This is a genomic window from Niabella sp. (assembly GCF_030150205.1).
Classification (GTDB): Bacteria; Bacteroidota; Bacteroidia; order Chitinophagales; family Chitinophagaceae; genus Niabella.
Window position 1 is genome coordinate 16,420 of sequence record NZ_JASLGT010000016.1, and the last position, 17,771, is coordinate 34,190.

At 43.7% G+C, this 17,771-nt stretch carries 15 protein-coding genes; all 15 read left to right on the forward strand.

Annotated elements, in window-relative coordinates; translation table 11 throughout:
• Nucleotides 1–2: 2 nt before the first annotated feature.
• The 15 genes from Q1V85_RS13240 (at nucleotide 3) to Q1V85_RS13310 (ending at nucleotide 17,770) form a co-directional block, all read left to right on the forward strand.
• Entirely contained in the window at nucleotides 3–1,646 is a 1,644-nt protein-coding gene (locus Q1V85_RS13240) for a hypothetical protein (RefSeq protein WP_300600672.1), read from the forward strand.
• Nucleotides 1,647–1,702: 56 nt separating this feature from the next.
• On the forward strand, nucleotides 1,703–2,674 hold the full coding sequence (locus Q1V85_RS13245) for a tyrosine-type recombinase/integrase (protein WP_300600674.1): 972 nt from the start codon (nucleotides 1,703–1,705) through the stop codon (nucleotides 2,672–2,674).
• A complete protein-coding gene (locus Q1V85_RS13250; protein WP_300600676.1) occupies nucleotides 2,661–3,593 on the forward strand; it encodes a tyrosine-type recombinase/integrase in 933 nt (310 codons plus the stop codon). The genes Q1V85_RS13245 and Q1V85_RS13250 overlap by 14 nt, the downstream gene beginning before the upstream one ends.
• Before the next feature lie 1,019 nt (nucleotides 3,594–4,612).
• Nucleotides 4,613–5,566: an RHS repeat-associated core domain-containing protein gene (locus Q1V85_RS13255; protein ID WP_300600678.1), complete on the forward strand. Its 954-nt coding sequence runs from the start codon at nucleotides 4,613–4,615 to the stop codon at nucleotides 5,564–5,566.
• Nucleotides 5,556–5,996, forward strand: a complete 441-nt coding sequence (locus Q1V85_RS13260) for a contact-dependent growth inhibition system immunity protein (RefSeq protein ID WP_300600680.1) — start codon at nucleotides 5,556–5,558, stop codon at nucleotides 5,994–5,996. The genes Q1V85_RS13255 and Q1V85_RS13260 overlap by 11 nt, the downstream gene beginning before the upstream one ends.
• 547 nt (nucleotides 5,997–6,543) lie before the next feature.
• Entirely contained in the window at nucleotides 6,544–6,969 is a 426-nt protein-coding gene (locus Q1V85_RS13265) for a prepilin-type N-terminal cleavage/methylation domain-containing protein (RefSeq protein WP_300600682.1), read from the forward strand.
• A complete protein-coding gene (locus Q1V85_RS13270) occupies nucleotides 6,929–7,510 on the forward strand; it encodes a hypothetical protein (RefSeq protein WP_300600684.1) in 582 nt (193 codons plus the stop codon). The genes Q1V85_RS13265 and Q1V85_RS13270 overlap by 41 nt, the downstream gene beginning before the upstream one ends.
• Nucleotides 7,510–8,934, forward strand: a complete 1,425-nt coding sequence (locus Q1V85_RS13275) for a GspE/PulE family protein (RefSeq protein ID WP_300600686.1) — start codon at nucleotides 7,510–7,512, stop codon at nucleotides 8,932–8,934. The genes Q1V85_RS13270 and Q1V85_RS13275 overlap by 1 nt, the downstream gene beginning before the upstream one ends.
• A gap of 69 nt (nucleotides 8,935–9,003) precedes the next feature.
• Nucleotides 9,004–10,899: a hypothetical protein gene (locus tag Q1V85_RS13280; RefSeq protein WP_300600687.1), complete on the forward strand. Its 1,896-nt coding sequence runs from the start codon at nucleotides 9,004–9,006 to the stop codon at nucleotides 10,897–10,899.
• A gap of 8 nt (nucleotides 10,900–10,907) precedes the next feature.
• Nucleotides 10,908–12,128, forward strand: coding sequence for a hypothetical protein (locus Q1V85_RS13285; protein WP_300600689.1), 1,221 nt, complete (start codon nucleotides 10,908–10,910; stop codon nucleotides 12,126–12,128).
• Entirely contained in the window at nucleotides 12,125–12,661 is a 537-nt protein-coding gene (locus Q1V85_RS13290; protein WP_300600690.1) for a hypothetical protein, read from the forward strand. Before Q1V85_RS13285 ends, Q1V85_RS13290 begins: the two co-directional genes overlap by 4 nt.
• Complete coding sequence (locus Q1V85_RS13295) at nucleotides 12,658–13,056, forward strand: fibronectin type III domain-containing protein (protein ID WP_300600692.1); 399 nt, start codon at nucleotides 12,658–12,660, stop codon at nucleotides 13,054–13,056. The genes Q1V85_RS13290 and Q1V85_RS13295 overlap by 4 nt, the downstream gene beginning before the upstream one ends.
• Nucleotides 13,046–13,567 (forward strand): hypothetical protein, encoded by a 522-nt coding sequence (locus Q1V85_RS13300; RefSeq protein ID WP_300600693.1) that lies wholly within the window; start codon nucleotides 13,046–13,048, stop codon nucleotides 13,565–13,567. The genes Q1V85_RS13295 and Q1V85_RS13300 overlap by 11 nt, the downstream gene beginning before the upstream one ends.
• 505 nt (nucleotides 13,568–14,072) lie before the next feature.
• Complete coding sequence (locus Q1V85_RS13305) at nucleotides 14,073–16,151, forward strand: hypothetical protein (protein ID WP_300600695.1); 2,079 nt, start codon at nucleotides 14,073–14,075, stop codon at nucleotides 16,149–16,151.
• On the forward strand, nucleotides 16,139–17,770 hold the full coding sequence (locus tag Q1V85_RS13310; RefSeq protein WP_300600697.1) for a DUF5977 domain-containing protein: 1,632 nt from the start codon (nucleotides 16,139–16,141) through the stop codon (nucleotides 17,768–17,770). The genes Q1V85_RS13305 and Q1V85_RS13310 overlap by 13 nt, the downstream gene beginning before the upstream one ends.
• The last annotated feature ends 1 nt before the right edge of the window (nucleotide 17,771 follow it).

A 17,771-nucleotide genomic window follows, 5' to 3' on the forward strand; every position in this document is an offset into this window, starting at 1 on the left:
TAATGGCAACAGAAAACAAAATAGACAGCAGCAACCCCAACGCTATTACTTACTGCACAGAGGAGTTAGGTTTTACCATACTCGGTGGCATCCGCATGGACGGACTGGACAGGTTGAGAGTAACGATTAGAATAGAAGTTATCAACCGCAAGTTCGAGCATTATCAAAACAATGCAGAGTTAGCAGCGTTACCGCTGAACCATAACTTAGATTTATACAACGATGTGCAGGTAGAAAAGCTGATAAGAAAAGCGGCAGAACGTTTAGAAGTTGGTACGTTGCAGATAACAAAATCCATTGCAGACATTACAAGGCAGTTGGAACTATACAGGTTACAACAGATAGAACAGCAGCAGGCAGCAAAAGAAGTAAAGAAAAAAAACCTTATGCCGGAAGAAAGAGAATCCGCCATAAATTTTTTGATGCAGCCTGACCTGATGCAACGGACAAACGAGTTAATCGGCAAAGCCGGGGTTATTGGTGAAGCAGCCAACCGGCTGTTGATGTATGTAATCTTCACCAGTCGTAAAAGAGAAAACCCGTTACACATTATCAGCTTTGGCAGCAGTGGAGCAGGCAAGAGCCATTTACAGGAAAAGGTTGCCGAACTGATACCCGAAGAAGATAAAGTACCCAGTACCAGCTTTACCAGCAATGCCCTGTACTACATGGGCGAATACGATTTACAGCACAAGATTATTTTAATAGAAGATATGGACGGGGCGGAAACCGTACTGTATGCACTTAGAGAACTGATAAGCAAAAAGCATATTATAAGACTTGTGCCGCAGAAAGACAGCAAAGGCGTAACTAAAACCATGATGTTTAAAGTGAATGGACCTGTAAGCGTTGCAGGATGCACCACACAGGAAAGCATCTATGAAGATAATGCAAACCGTTCCTTCCTGATTTATATTGATGAAAGCAAACAGCAGGATGAAAACATCATGCAGTATCAAAGAAAGAAAAGTGCAGGAACGGTAAATATTCCAGAGGAAAATCAAATCAAAGAACTGTTACAAAACACACAGCGTTTACTGCAACCCATTACCGTTAGAAATCCTTATGCTGAATTATTACAAATCCCAAGTGAAGTTTTTAAACCGAGAAGAACGAATGCACATTATTTACAGTTCATTGAAGCCGTAACTTTTTACCACCAGTACCAAAGAGAAAAACAAACCGACACCGTAACCGGCGAAACCTACATCAGCACAACGTTAGAAGATATTGCAGAAGCTAACAAGCTGATGAAAGAAGTATTGCTACGCAAAGCAGATGAACTAAGCGGGGCAACGAGAAATTATTTTGAGCTACTGAAAGCTGCATTACAGGAAACGGGACAATCAACCTTTACCAACAAAGAAGCAAAGCAATTATTAAGGCTTCCCATCAGCACCGTAAAGCGATACAATGCAGAGTTATTGCAAAGCAATTACATCAAACGTAACGAAAGCAAAAAGGCAAAAGCTTATTACTTTGAAATCACTTCTTACGAAGAATACAACCAGTTGCAGAATAGTATTGCTACTGTCCTGGACAACATCTACAACCATCTTGCAGCCCATGAGCCAACAACAGCTCAAACAGGAAGTGAGCCGATGAAACGTAAGCCGGCAAAGGCTTTGAACACAACGGCTCAATAGAAGGGCAAAACGCATAAGCAGCACAAAATTTATTGTTCACTTACAACCAAACGGAAATGAAAAGATTACCCGTAACGGCAGCGCCATACCAGTACATAGAAAAGAGTTTTAAAGAATGGTTAGAAGTATTGGGTTACTCATGGCAGTCGGTGTACTACATGCCCATACAGATAAGGGGCTTGTTAAACTGGCTGGAGAGGCAAAATAAGACCGAATTAAGGCACATCACCGCCGAAGCCATAACAGACTACTACTATAACGAACTGAAGCAAAGAAAGGACTATTTGCACGATGCAGGCACATTAAGCAATAAGCACCTGAATAAAAATTTACAGGCATTACGGAAGTTCGTTGAATACCTGCGGCAAACCGGCAAGCTGCAAATACCGGCGCTGAACATCAGACAGGAAGAAATAATAGACGATAAGCCGACTGTATTAACGGAGGAGGAAATACAGCAACTGTACAAAGCAACGGAAGTAATACCGGAGAAAGGGAAACATACCAAACCGGTAGAGTTTTACGAGATACTGAATCAACGGGACAGGGCAATGCTGGCAGTTTTTTACGGTTGTGGCTTACGAAGAAACGAAGGCTATCACCTGAACGTAACAGACATCAATATAGAAAATGCAGTATTGCATGTAAGGAAAGGCAAAGGCTATAAAGAAAGGTTAGTGCCCATCAGCAATAAAAGCATAGAGCATATTACTACATACCTGTACGATGCAAGACCACAACTGATAAGGGATAACCGGGAAGAAGCATTTTTTATCAGCAGTGTTAACGGCAAACGGTTAGGCGGTCAAATGCTGATGCTGAATGTACAGGCACTGGCAACAAGAACAAACGATACGGCATTGCAGCAAAAAGAAATCGGGTTACATACATTACGCCACTCAATAGCAACACATCTTTTAGCAAACGGTATGAGCCTTGAAAAGATAAAGGATTTTTTGGGGCATGGCAGTTTAGAAAGCACACAAATTTATACTCACCTCATAAATGAAAAAGATGAACAAGTTTAAAGAATGGCTGATAATAAAAGGTTACAGCAGCAAGACAATAGAAACGATTATCAAAGCGGTAGAATATTTTTTACTATGGGCAGAGAAAGAAAATATCAATGATGTATCTGAAACCACACATAACGACATTATTGCTTACATACAGCATTACAACATCAGAGGCACAGGAAAGAAAACGATTGCTCATTATATACTGCACCTGAAAAAATACTTTGACTTTTTAATGAGTGAAGGCGAAGCAAGCGACAATCCCTGCAGCAATATCAAAATCAAAGGCATTAAGCGCAGAGTATTGCATGAGTTGTTGAGTATGGAAGAACTGGAAAAGCTGTATAGTGATTATGAAACAGAAATCGTAATAGAAAAAACCGAAACAATGAAATGCCCGCCACCGATGCAAATGCAGCAGCTTGCCCGGAGAAGAAACAAAATAATATTGGGCTTGATTGTTTACCAGGGCTTACGGACAGAAGAACTGATAAAGCTGCAATTAACCGATGTGAAACTAAGAGAAGGAAAAATATTTATAGCAGCAGCCAGGCGAAGCAATGAAAGAACATTGAAGTTAGAAAGCCATCAGGTTTTTGAATTGTTGGACTACACGGGCGATACAAGAAAGCAAATTTTACAGCACCGCAGTATTACAGCAGCAACACAGGATTTATTTTTAAACTTAGGCGACAGCGACAGGAAAAATAATTTGTTCAGCATGTTATTGATGCACTTGAAAAAGATGAACAGTAAAATAAAAACAATGGAGCAGTTAAGAGCAAGCGTTATTACTCACTGGATAAAGCTGTACAATCTTAGAAAAGTTCAAATCATGGCAGGGCATCGCTACATCAGTTCAACGGAAGCGTATAAAGCAAACAATCTTGACGACCTGAAAGAAGACATCAAAAATTATCATCCGTTCTAAATATCATCAATAAACCCACCGCACAAAGCATCACTGCCCAAGCACACAAACCAACGCTTCGCAGTCATGCTTTTTGCTCTGCCGGCATCAGCATCAATAAACATCAGCAAAGCCCACCGCACAAAACATCGCTGCCCAAACACACAAGGCAACGCTTCGCAGCCATGTTTTTTGCTCTGCTTCTTTGGCGACAGAATAAAGCCCGGCATCAGTAGTCATCGGTAAACAGAAGTGCAAAGCCCAACAGCAGTAAATAAGGTGTTCGGTCTCACGGCTCAATAAAAAAATGCCGCCAAGCAGGTTCGTTCCTCACCGTGCTTGTCATCATTTTGCTAACCCTTCGTTCGCCTTCACTCCAGCCGCTAATCTGCCCTTGCATTAGCCAACACACAAGACCATCCGAACAAATGCAGGTCAGGCGGCTTCCTCCATTGGCAGCCACCTGCCATCGCAAGCGGCACTGGCACAGAACCCATGCTATTTTTTTGCTGGCACGATGCCCACGCTTATGCAAGCATGCCACGCAAAAAAAGCCACGTTGAGTTGCGGCTTCCGTGTTCGTTCCTCACACTCCCAGCCTCACCCCGCTTGCTCATTGGCTGCTCGGTGGCGATGCCTGCGGCGCTGGCGACAGTACATAAATCAACAGTTGATTATAGCCACTATCAATAGTAACACGGATGAATAAACCCTAAACTTTAGGCAGTTCTTACTGATGGTAAAAATGTAGTACATGCCTGCCGCCGCCGATGGGCATTAGTACATATCCGGGCTGTAGTAACGGCGTTGGCTTGCACTCCGATGATACACGATTGCATCAGCTTCGGGTATCTGATGAACTTTAGAATAAACACATCATCAGTATATCATTAATCAGCGACAGAATAAGCAATCATATATCATCGGAGCGCCGTTGTTTTTACCTTCACCCGTAACAAAATTTTTGCAGGATAAAAACCAATAAACCTTTATTTTTACGTCAGTTCTTTGAGCAGGGATATAAGAAAGTGCCGATTTTTTTGGTAGTTGTACAGGGAAAACTGCAAGTGCGGGCAAAAGTGGGAACTTATTACACCGCCTTTGGGTTGACGATGAAAGGTATCAGCTACCAGAATACAAGCGTTGCTAAGAATAAAATAAAGTTCAATGGCTATGAAGAGCAAAAAAATGAGTTTAGCGATGGTAGTGGATTAGAATGGTATGATTATAAGAATCGGTTCTACGATAATCAATTAGGCAGATTTTTTTGTAGTGATCGTCTGTCAGCTAAGTTTCCTTATTACACACCTTATCAATTTGCAGGAAATGAGCCGACAATTGCTATTGATTTGGATGGATTGGAACCTCTTTACGTTATAGATTCTAAACATCCAACGGATTATTCGAAAAAAGAGAATAGAGTAGCTGCAAAACAAGCTTTGCTGACATATTTATCATTCACTGATGCCAATGACATAACAGTACTTGTTACGTCAGGCACAAGGGGTAGAGCGAGGGCGATAAATATTGATGGAACTCGTGCGACTAGGCTGGATCAATCGTCTGCTGTAATAGGTGTTTTTCTTCCGTTCGTAAGTGGGAGTGCCGTTAAAAATGTTTGGAGGGCTATTAAGACTGGAGCAGAAGGTGCTCAATCGTTGGAAAAGATAGCTGCTAAAGTTGGAAGAATTAGTACTGCGTTAGATGAAAAACATGTTGTTGCTGCGGTTAATGATATTCTTGGTAATCCAGTAGTAATTAATGGTAAAACATATGATCACCTTAAGGAAGTTAATGATGCTTTGTCAGGAGTCGGAAATCAGCTTGTTGAATTAAATAAGGTTATTAATGCTGGCAATTTGGGAGATGATGCTCTTAAAGCCGCACAGGATATGCGCAGTCAACTTCAAAAGCAAAAAGATTCTATCACGGATTTGCTAAACAGAGCAAGAGAGAAAGCAAAAGAGTTACAAAATTTACAAAATGGACACTAATAAAAGTATAGAAGAGCTTGAAGGAGAAGTTTGGAAGAAAAGGGGATTTCCAACAGACCTAGTTAAACGAAGTTTTGAACTGAGGAAGGTTCCTGTTAATAACCTTGATATAGATGATTTACGATTATTAATTGGTCAACAAATTGGCCTAAAATATATCGTACCCATGGCGTTAAATGTGCTCTCTAATGATATTCTTGCGGAAGGCAATTATTATCCAGGCGATTTGCTTAAGAGTGTCTTAGAAATCCCAATGGACTTTTGGGCGTCGAATCAGCTAGAGTTAGCCGAACTTTCCTCTATTGTTGGTAAAAATGTTTTAGTGATTAAAAATTCTAATGATATTGATGATGCTATAAAGGCAATGCTGTTTCGTGAAATAGCTACTTTAGGTATAGAGGTTGACTTGTCATCTAGCGCAAGTCTGTAGCAAGACTGAGTGCGATAACCGACCAGTGCCCATTCTAGCGCAGGTCTGTACCCTCTAGCGCAGGTCTGTAGCGAAGCTAAGTGTAATACCATTCTAGCGCAGGTCTGTAGCCAAGGTTTTGCATAGCTGACCTGTGCGGTACCGTTACTTGCTTATCGGCTTCCTTTTGGTCTGAGCCCATTTACAGTACGTTGTTATACTGGTGTTGCTTCACCAACAGCGATAGTAACGATGATTGTATCGAGGTCGATCCACTATTCTCCCCCTGGCTAACGCATTAAGAGCCTTTTTTCATCGCTTTGAATGGCTGAACTTATTCCATACAGAGGGGGCGGGGTTGCTGCATATTTTCTCACTTTTTTTTGATTTATTCTGCTTTTGAGCCTATTTTTAACACGACAAATTTTGTGAGAAACCGTCCTCATTTTGGCCCCTGTACCGGAGTAATTGACAATCAACGTAAAGAGCCTGTTAAAAGAGGCCGCTGGTTTCCGGATCGGTTGGAGAAGTACTGAAAAAATGTTATTTTAGTTAAAAATTAATCGACTTGAAGACACTCAAGCCCAAAAAAACTGCTCGTTACCGCTATGCTGCATTTACCCTTACCGAAGTACTGGTGGTGCTGATCATTATCGGCATATTGGTATTGCTGGCATTACCCAGCCTGATGCCGCTGATTTCCAAGGCCAAGAGCACGGAAGCCAAACTGCAGCTGGAACACGTGTATACCCTGGAACGGTCTTATTTTTTTGAAAACTCTGTTTATACCAACGATCTGAATGCCATTTCATTTGAGCAGCAACAGCTGACCACCAATGGCGGACAGGCCAACTATAAAATAGAAATTATTGATGCTTCTCCCAAAGGGTTTAAGGCGCGGGCTACCGCGGTGGTAGACTTCGACGGGGATGGCACATTTAACCAATGGGAAATTGATCAAAATAAAAAACTGGTGGAAACTGTTCCGGATTAACACGATGCAGCTGCTGAGCCTGATTTTACTGATGGCCGTTTTTGCGGCGATGGCGGTCCGGGATTTCCGGTTGCGGGCCATTGAAGGGTATTATTACCTGCTGCTGGCGGTGGCCGTTATTTTTTATGCGGTACTGCGGGCTCCGGCAGGGATCCTGGTTTCAAACCTGCTGATCAATGGGCTATTGTTACTGCTGCTGATTGCGGGGCTATGGGGCTATTTTAAAGCCCGGAGCGGTATTTCCCTGCAGGCGCTTTTTGCTACCCGGCTGGGAATGGGCGATCTCCTGTTCTGGGTCCTGATCACTCCCTTATTTGCCCCGTTCAACTTTATACCCTGGATGATCGGCTCTTTACTGGTCATACTGGTGGTATACGGCGTGGCGCAGGTTGCCGGTGCGCGGCAGCCGGTTCCGGCTACCATACCGCTTGCCGGTATGCAGGCCATACTCCTGGGCTTTTTGCTGCTGCTGAATCAATTCCTGTTACACTATAATTTTTTTGAAGAACCGGTTCTCTTATCCGTTGTTTACCACTACTGATGCATACCTCTACGAACATAGCAACACTGATCACGCCGGAACTGGCCTGGAAATATCATACGGCCTTTGCCGGGTTTGAAAACGGGGTATTGCTGCTGTGGGCCGACGAGACTGCAACAACAGCGGAACTAAACCTACACCGGGAAGAACTGGAGCTCATCACAGGCCACCCGGTCCGGTTTGAAAAGCTGGATGCGGCGTTGCTTACCCAAAAGATTGGCGAAGCCTATGCCAAAAAGGATACGGCCGACCAGCGCGGGCAGCATAATTTTTATACCGGGCATCCGGATCATTTTTTAAACGACCTGATCGCGGAGGCCAAAAGCCTCAAGAGCAGTGATATTCATATTGAAACCTATGAAAATGACTGCCGGGTGCGCATCCGGGTGGATGGTTTGCTGGTGTTGCGTTACCTGATCGAAAAGAAACAATACCCGGCCCTGATCAATAAGATAAAAATCAGTGCCAACCTCGATATTGCGGAAAAACGGCTGCCCCAGGACGGGCGGATCTTTTTCCAGAAAGGCAGTGATAAATTTGATATCCGGGTTTCGATCGTACCCACACTGCACGGTGAAAAAGTAGTGCTGCGGCTGCTCAGTAATGATGCCACCGATATCCGGCTGGAAACCCTGGGCTTTTCGGAGAACGATCTGAGCAATTACATGGAAGGACTGAAGAAGCCCTATGGGATCGTGCTGATCAGCGGCCCTACCGGGTCGGGCAAAACCACCACCCTGTATGCCACGCTGAAGCTGCTGAACCTTTCAACAAAAAATATCCTCACCATCGAGGATCCTATTGAGTATACGTTAAAAGGGATCAACCAGGTACAGGTAAAAGAAAATATCGGGCTAAGCTTTGCAGTGGCTCTGCGTACCTTCCTGCGGCAGGATCCGGATGTGATCATGCTGGGAGAGATCCGGGATGCAGAAACGGCCAATATGGCCATCCGGGCTGCGTTGACGGGACACCTGGTGCTTTCTACCATTCACACCAACTCCGCCTGGGGCACAGTGTCCCGGCTGATTGATATGAATATTCCGTCCTTCCTCATCGCCAATACGCTGAATACCTCTGTAGCGCAGCGGCTGGTGCGGCTCCTATGTCCGGATTGTAAACGGGAAGAACCCTTTCAGCCTTCCTTTTTTCCCCGGAACTACCGGCCGCCACAGATCCTCAACGCGCATTGGGTACCGGTTGGATGCAACCATTGTTTTAATACGGGGTACCGGAAGCGGAAGGCGATTTACGAGGTGATACCGGTGGATGGAGAACTGGCGGATGAAATAAAAAAAGGAAGCTCCCGGGTAGATGCATTATTAAAAGAGAAACAAATAAAAACATTGGCGGATAACGCTTTTGAGTTACTGAAAACAGGCGAAACCTCGCTGGAAGAGGTATACCCGATGTTGCTGAACTAGGGCCAAACAGATGAAGAAACATTTATGAGGAAATTTTATATAAGGATCTTATTGTGTATAAGCTGTTGCATGCACCTGACGGCCACGGCCCAGCAGGACCGGCTGGTACAGCTGCGGAATATACTTTCTACTTTATCCATGGACCTGCCGGGGCTCAACCAGCAGATCCAGATGGATGTGGCCGATCTTTCGATCGCCGATTTTATGCGCGGACTGGCCCAGTCCTATAAACTCAATATCAACATTGCACCGGAGGTGAATAAGAAAATGACCAATCATTTCTCCAACACAACGGTCAGCGACGTATTGCTGTTTGTAGCGGAGCAATACGGTCTTTCCTACGATTTCCAGGGAACGATCATCAATGTAAAAAATTACCGCGATCCGAAGCTGGACCTTCCACCGCCGCCGAAACTGATTAAGGCGGATTATAATACGGCTACAAAACTGCTTTCGCTCGATCTTTCCAACGATACCTTATATGATGTTACCAAAAAGATCACCCAGCTAACCGGGGTGAATATTGCCGTAATGCCCGCTTCGATCAATAAACTGGTATCGGGGTTTGTAAAAGACCTGCCGGTGGGAGAGGCGCTGGGTAAGATCGCAGTATCCAACCGCATTAAAATGACCTCCAGCGGGGGCGATAATTTTATCCTGGATGCGTTGCAGGAGGACGAGGAATATGTGCTGAAAAATACCAAACCGGCAACGGATGGGTATACCATTGCCCGCAAAACCGGTATGGGCGATAAAAATGCACCGGGCCGGATGTCGATTGATGCCAGCCAGGTGGGGGATGAAAAACTGCTGAATGTAAGCGCGGTCAATACACCGCTTAAAGAACTGATCAAAAGTCTTTCGGCGCAGGCCGGCGTGCCCTACTTTATCTATGCTGAGCTGAACGGCAATGTTACGGCAGAAGCGCATAACCTGCGGTATGCGGAAGTATTGCAAAAAGTATTATTGGGAACGCCCTATTCCTTCTCCCAGCAGGATGGCATTTATATGATCGGCGAAAAGAATTTTGAAGGTATCCGCGCCCAGCGCCTGATCCAGCTGCACCACCGTTCGGTTGATTCACTGGTACATTTCCTGCCGGATGATCTGAAAAAGGATATTTCGGTAAAGGAGTTTAAAGAATTGAATGCCTTCCTGGCCACCGGACCCGAGCCCCAGCTCAATAAGCTGGAGCTGCTGGTAAAACAGCTGGATCGCAAAGTGCCGCTGATCACCATCGAAGTGATCATTATGGATATTAACAAAGGATCGGTGGTAAAAGCCGGGCTGAAAGCAGGCATTTCCGATAGTATGCGCACCGGTGGCAACCTGTTGGGCGGCGGACTGGACTTTACCCTGGGCTCCCGCTCCATCAATAATATCATCGATAAGATCGGGCTCAACAATGTATTCAACCTGGGACATGTAACGCCTAATTTTTACCTGCAATTACAGGCGATCGAAAACCGGCAGAATGTGGAGATGCGGCAAACGCCCAAGCTTTCCACCCTCAACGGGCACGCGGCTTCCCTTAGTATTGGTAATACCCGGTATTATGAAGTGTCTACGCAGAATACCCTTCCTTCCTTAACGCCCACGATCATTTCAACAAAGCAGTTTACCCCGGTGGAAGCCAACATGGAACTCAAGATCACGCCCTTTGTATCGGCCGACGAGGATGTAACATTGAATATGGAAATGGATATCTCCAATTTCACCGCAGATACAAAGATCAATGAGCCGCCGCCGACAGCCTCCAGTAAATTTAAATCCATTATCCGGGTGAAGAATGATGATATGGTGTTGCTGGGAGGTATTGAACGTACTGAAAAAGGAGATAGTTATGATGGCGTTCCGCTGCTGGGGCGGATCCCCGTATTAAAATGGCTGTTCAGTTCCCGTAACCGAAAGAATGTAAAAGTTGTATCCGTTGTATTTATCAAACCCACCATTGTTTATAATTGAGCCTGTCCATGTTCCGGAAATTAAAAGATACCATCATTACCATTAAAGAAGCCGTTGGCCTGGAGTTGCATATCGGCCCGGATGAGCGCTGGCAATTCAATGGAGTGTATGTAAAGTTTATTGATAAAAAATTAAAAAAAATAGCGGAGTACACCGGTATTGAAGAACTGAAAGTGCTCAAGGCCCAACTGCCCAAACAGGTACCCCTGGTGCTGGTGATCAACGGCAAGGGCATCCTGATGCGGAGAACGGCACAGCCGGAGAAGAACCTGGTAAACCAGTTGTTCCCGGGTTCTAACCCCGGAGATTTTTTCTCTGTAACCTGTCCGGATGAACCAAGCGGACAGTATCATTTTATTTGCCGTAAAACCCTGGTAACACAGGTATTGGAAGTGCTGGACGCAGCGGGGCTTAAACCCGTATCGCTGGGCATCGGGCTGGAACCGCTGCTGCAGGCATTGCCCTTCCTGGAAGCACCGGATGCGGTATTGCACACGCCATCGTATATGGCAAACATCACGCAAAAAACGATCGGTGAAATTACCTATGGAGCCCATGAACCTTCTGTTGCGGCCACACTGGTTGTGGGCGGCGAGGCCTACCAGGCTCAACATATAAATGCATTGGGAGCGGTGCTGCAGGTATTGTTAAAACCCGCAGACCAGTTAGACGGAGCTGTTGCTATAGAGGCTGTTAAGGCGGCCGGCGAAGACTATAAATATTATAAGCTGTTTCATTTTACCAAATGGACAATATTAACGGTATTACTCGTGTTATTGCTGGGTAATTTTTTTGTATTCAATCATTATTTTGGAAAGAATAAAGCACTGGCGCAGCAGGCCGACCTGGTGCGGGCGGCCACCCAGGGCAGTTTGCTGGAGCAGGCCCGGTCCGATTCCTCCTATGCTTTTTTTACCAACGCGGGCTGGAACAAGAATACCCGGCACAGTTATTATGCGGATCGTATTGCGGCACTGGCACCGGAAACGGTACGCTTCTCGCTGCTGCAAACCGCACCGGTACAGGAAACGATCGGTGCGGGTGATCTTATTTTTGCCAACAATAAAATCATATTGCAGGGCACATCTGTAGACCCTACCGAACTGGAAACCTTTAGCCGGGCCATCAAAAATATTCCCGGTGTGCAGGCTGTGATTATTAATAATTATTTATATAAAAGGGAATTACTGGCCGCAGTGTTCACGTTGGAAATTACGATACAATCATGAGTAAGGCTGTAACGATAAAATCGCCCATTATGTACCGGCAGCGGCTGCAATGGCTGCTATGGTCGGTACTACCGTTGTTGTTGCTTTGCTACCTGCTGGGATTCCGGAAAACAGCGGCCGTGATGAATGACTATCATAAAAACCAGCGGCTGCAGCAACAGGGAGCATTGATGGCAGACAGTATGCAGGTATTTGAAAAAAAACAGGAGGCCGTTGCCCGCTGGCAAAAACAATACCTGGTAGACAGCGCACGGTTAGACGGAGCTATTCTTGCATCGATCAACAGCCGCTGTGATGAACTGGGGTTACAGTTTAAAGAATACAAGCCCCTGGGCACAAGCAGCCAGGATATCTGGACCCGGATCGTAACCGTAGAAGGGCCCTTTCATAAAATATTGCAGCTGATCTTTCAGCTGGAACAGCAGGAGCAGCTGTGCCGGATCGCTTCCATCAAATACCAGAACCTAAAGGACGGCGACAGCGAGGTACTGAACTGCAGTTTATATATTCAAAACGTAGTAAACAAGAAATGAAAAACAGGCGCGTTATAGCAATGACATTACTGGCAGGCCTGCTCATCGCATCGGCTTCCTGTGAAGAAATTTTTGATGATGACTATTCGTCTTATACGGTAAAACTGGCGGCACCGGCAGACAGTATGTTACTGGCCGATACCCTGGTGCAATTGAGCTGGACGCCCATCCAGCAGCCGGCCGATTACCAGGTACAGGTGGCCCAGCCGAAATTCGATTCGCTGGCAAAGCTGGTAAAAGATACCATTACCAGTGGCAGCAGCATCCGGATTGTTGCATTGGAGCGGGGCAAAAAATACCAGTGGCGGGTACGCGCCATTGGTAAGAATACGGTAAGCCCTTATAGTAAACCCTGGATGTTTTTTATACAAAATAATCAACTCATTGAAGAATAATCCCAATATGAAATACCTGCTGATCGGCCTGGTAGCGCTGATCTGGGGACTGATCATTTACAAAGTGATCCGGGGATTATCGGGCGATGACCCGCCTCCGGTGGCTACAAAAATGAAAGCCCCTCCGGTTGCAGATACATTGGCGGCGTACCAGCTTATGCCGGCGTCGTATCCTGATCCCTTCAGCAATAAATTGATCGAAGAAGAAGTGGTCACGGAAACAACAACACCGGGTGCAAAACCTCCTGCGGGCAATATGCCTGTTGGAGCACCGCCACCGCCTGTTGCTGCAATGCCGCCACCCATACCTCCACCAGCAATCAAATACAGCGGTTATATATACAACCCGCAGAGCCGGAAGAAGATCGCCATGATCACCGTAAACGGCCGGGGAATGAGTGTGGGTGTCAATGAAAAGATCGATGACAAAACAAAAGTGCTGAAGATCAGTGATCAGAAAATAACGGTGAGCTTTAACGGGAAGAAGATGGAGTTTGCGATTGGGGGGTGATGTGGATAAATAGTTTTTATGAATTATATTTCCTTTTTCTATCTTTAGTATAGAATCAATTTTATTAAAAACACAGCTAAACCCAGAGCTAAAAATGAGAAAATTTTGCGGCTACCGTTACCCTTTTTATGAGCGGCTCGAGTGTTAGTAAATTCGTAATTCTTGGTTGGATTATGAATTTATCTTGAGAATAATGTGCCTGGGCAAGGCTACGGCTTTGCTAGCCCGGGAATTATTTGCAAACTAAGCTTTCAAAGAAAAAGCATAGACTTCAATGCTAACAAGACGGTATAGTTCAAAAAATCCAAGCGCTAGGGCTTCATTTAAGAGATGGAAAAGCCACCATTGTGCAATGCCGATCGAAAACAAAATAATAGTAATAATTATATTCATAAAAAGCGACAATTAGAGGATGATGACCTGGTAGTCGTTGAGTCTATAGACGAATTGGGGGAATCAATCACACCTAAATGATATGCGCCTTGTAAAAAATAAATATTCGCTTATGTCAAAAACTGAAATTTTTAAAAGAATAATTCTGTTTTTAATGCTGTTGTTCTTTCAAGTTGACCTGTTAGCTCAATTAAGAAATATTACTCCCCCGTCGCCCGAGGTATCCCAATTACAAAAGTATGTGGACTATCCGGTAGATTTATCTACAGGAACAGTTAGTATGGATATTCCTATTTTTGAATTAAAAATAAAAGATCTTGTTTTTCCGATAGGCTTGAATTACCATGCTTCCGGATTTAAAGTAAATGATCAGAGCGGTGTTATTGGACTTGGTTGGTCTTTAAATGCGGGAGGATTAATTTCAAGGACGATTAATCATTCTCCCGATGAGCTGTCTGTTTTTCCTAGTCCGTTTATTGATGAAGCGCAAATCCCCAATGGAGCAGACTATGAATATGAAGATTTCGAGTATTTACATAAACTCTCAAGGGATGCTGATGATTTTGGAAATGGTAAGGATGCGGAGTATGATATTTTTTATTTTAATACAGGAATAAAAAGCGGAAAGTTCATACTTGCCAGCAGGCCTGACGGATCGCGGCTCCCAATTCAACTTTCAAAAAGTTCCACAAAAATTTTGGCAGATAACGCCAATTTTAACGCAGCCTTAAATCAATTTAAATTAATAGATGAAGGAGGTAATACGTTCTATTTTGGCCGGTCTTTACTGAATGGGTATAATTCAATAGAGACTGTCTTGAACACTCCGGGAAATCTGACCTATACTTCGGCGTGGCATTTAACAGAAGTTGTTTTAGCAAATAAAACAGATACCATCTTTTTTAAATATCAGCCGGCGACAAAGTATACACAATTCCGGCAAGACAATATAATCATTAATAACAGCTTAACCGATTTTAGGCTAAGCCCGGGCGATCCATTAAATACATTCACAGGTTTTCCGCAGGATTATATAATGAAAAAAGAGACGATGGTGCCGAATACAGCAAGTTTTTATCATACGCAGCAATTATCTGAAATTTCATTTCCCCAGGGGAAAATAAGTTTTGAATATCAGCGTATATCGTCTGTACAGACTGACAGAGATCGGTTAAAAAATATAATGATTTTTTCAAAAGGTGGTGAATTGATAAGGACCTTTACTTTAGATCAATCCTCTTTTTCGAACTTGCCGGAGGATGCTCAGCACTTGTACTGGAAGCTTGACTCATTAACAGTTAGAGATAAGACGCAACATGAGATTGGCAAGTATAGTTTATCTTATAATGAAACATTTCCATTTTCACAGCAAACTTCCAATCTTGCACACACGTCAGGAGTAGATTACTGGGGATATTTTAATGGGAAAACTTCCAACGTAGACATTATTCCATATTTTAAGATAACCTCTTCTGCTTCTGATCCTGGTTATCCAGGATATGTGTATTCTTCTGGTTCTGATAGACATACGGACCCAAATGCGGTACAAACGTTTATTCTTGAAAAAATTAAATATCCTACTGGGGGGCAGGTCAAATTTCAATATGAACCACATAGCGCTGAACTTTCTTTAGAAAATTATATTGGAGGGCTTAGGATAAAAGGGGTCGATTATTTTGATAAAGACGATCATAATGTATTGTCAAAACGATATAAATATGGTGTTGACGAAAACGGTAAAGGCGAACTGATGTTGCCTAATGATTTAAACGCTTATGTAAAACTTAAATCTCAATGGTATTATGATAATCCGCTTCAGCCTCCCACACTTCAATACAGTGGGGATGTAAAAATCTTGTCCAATTCGTTTGTTAATGGTTTTGAGAGTGTTACACAAGCTCCTGTTAAGTATAGCGTTCTGACAGAATATGTCTTTGATCCATATAACGGTGACGATAATGGCAAAACTGTTTATAGTTATAATGTTCCTAATATTTATCCGGGGGGCAATGATAATGAGGGGCAGATATTTACTAGAACTTTTGACTTTCGGTTTAATGACGAGTTAATTAAAAAGGAAACGTTTAGAAAAACAGCGCAGGGGTACTCGTTACTGGCAAAAGATGATTATGTTTATCAAACATCTTTGATTCGATTATTAAAGGGATGCATGCCAGTGTGGGGTTATTAGGTCTTGAAAACCTAGGTGCTGGCGAATTGTGGAATTTAACCTTGTCGAATAGCAGTAATTTGGCGCCCATTCCCAAAGAATATGTTTTTGACTATCATACCATACAATATTTTGTTGGAACGAACCGGCTTATAAGTACCAAAAGAACGGAATATTCGAATGATGCACAGATTACGAGTGTGAAAATATTTGTATATGATAATGAGGAACATCTTCAACCTACACGTGTTATAACCACAACAAGTAAAGGAGACTCCAGTATCACCGACTATAGATATCCACATGATTTTGTTGGCCAGCAACCTTACACTGATATGGTTAACCGTCATATTTGGTCACCAATAATAGAACAGCTGAATTACAGAAAGCTACCCGGCGGGCAAAGCTTTTTTTTGAACTCTACAAAGACGAGTTATGATTACTGGAACGGGCTCAGCCTGATACTACCTCAAAGCATAACAAACAAACAAAAAGATATTAACGGCACTCCTGACAACCGGGTTCAGTTTAATAAGTATGATAACTATGGTAATCTTTTAGAGCAACAGAAAACCAATAGCATCAAAGAAGTTTATTTCTGGGGCTATAAAGGCCAGTACCCGGTTGCGAAGGTTGTGGGTAGTAAAGGCTTTAATCAGGTACTCGCAGAATCGGGTATCGATACAGCACTGCTCAATGAACCTGGTAGTGCGTCAGCGCTAAGAGGCTATCTTTCTGCCCTGCGTAATGTTGAGGGGGTACAGGTGAATACTTATACGTATTTACCGTTAATAGGGATCACATCGGAAACGGATCCCGCAAACCGTACTATATATTATGAATATGATGATTTAGGCCGTCTTGCTTTGGTGAAGGATGATGCAGGAAAGGTTATTAGAAATTATCAGTATGCATATCGCCAATATCCGAGTGGCATAATCAATACTTCGCCTGATTGGCATGCAACAGGAGTGAGTCGATGTGTGGTTGGAATCAATGATCAAAATACGGGAGAGCAGGAGTTAGAGCAGAGAGACATTAATATGAGCAGTGCGAGTTACAATCAAACCCGATGGATAAGTAATGGGCAAAACCTGAGCTTCTGTCCTTTGCCTACTATTTTTTATAATACTGAAAGATCGCAGTATTTTACGCGTAGTAATTGTCCAACAGGGTATAGCGGAGGTTCCGAGAATTATATAGTACCGGCTAAAAAATATAGTTCGTCAGTTGATCAGGCTGATGCAGATCAAAAGGCGCAGGATGAAATCAACGCCAATGGCCAAAGCTATGCAAATACGAACGCGGGCTGTTATGCCGTTTGTTCATTTGTATCCGGGTCGCCTGGGAAATATCAGATTATTTCCGACCAAGTTCACGATCAGGGGACTCAAATAAACTTTAGCATTAGCTTTTCCACATCGTCACAGTATGTGTATTGGGATGAATCGAACACTATTGCGGTTCTGAATGGCGCCTGTAAACCCGCGGCAACACGTACATTAAATGTTACATCGAATGGTACCAATTGGAGTGTCCGTATTTCAGCGACAGGGGAGCTAACTGTGAGGGCTGTAGGGGGGACAATTCCAACTACGGGTGACGTTATTGAGCTGAACGGGATTACCTATCAAAAATAAT

Coding starts and splice junctions, on each gene's coding strand:
- Q1V85_RS13240 (WP_300600672.1), top strand. CDS start 3: ATGGCAACAGAAAACAAAATAGACAGCAGCAACCCCAACGCTATTACT.
- Q1V85_RS13245 (WP_300600674.1), top strand. CDS start 1,703: ATGAAAAGATTACCCGTAACGGCAGCGCCATACCAGTACATAGAAAAG.
- Q1V85_RS13250 (WP_300600676.1), top strand. CDS start 2,661: ATGAACAAGTTTAAAGAATGGCTGATAATAAAAGGTTACAGCAGCAAG.
- Q1V85_RS13260 (WP_300600680.1), top strand. CDS start 5,556: ATGGACACTAATAAAAGTATAGAAGAGCTTGAAGGAGAAGTTTGGAAG.
- Q1V85_RS13275 (WP_300600686.1), top strand. CDS start 7,510: ATGCATACCTCTACGAACATAGCAACACTGATCACGCCGGAACTGGCC.
- Q1V85_RS13280 (WP_300600687.1), top strand. CDS start 9,004: ATGCACCTGACGGCCACGGCCCAGCAGGACCGGCTGGTACAGCTGCGG.
- Q1V85_RS13285 (WP_300600689.1), top strand. CDS start 10,908: ATGTTCCGGAAATTAAAAGATACCATCATTACCATTAAAGAAGCCGTT.
- Q1V85_RS13290 (WP_300600690.1), top strand. CDS start 12,125: ATGAGTAAGGCTGTAACGATAAAATCGCCCATTATGTACCGGCAGCGG.
- Q1V85_RS13295 (WP_300600692.1), top strand. CDS start 12,658: ATGAAAAACAGGCGCGTTATAGCAATGACATTACTGGCAGGCCTGCTC.
- Q1V85_RS13305 (WP_300600695.1), top strand. CDS start 14,073: ATGTCAAAAACTGAAATTTTTAAAAGAATAATTCTGTTTTTAATGCTG.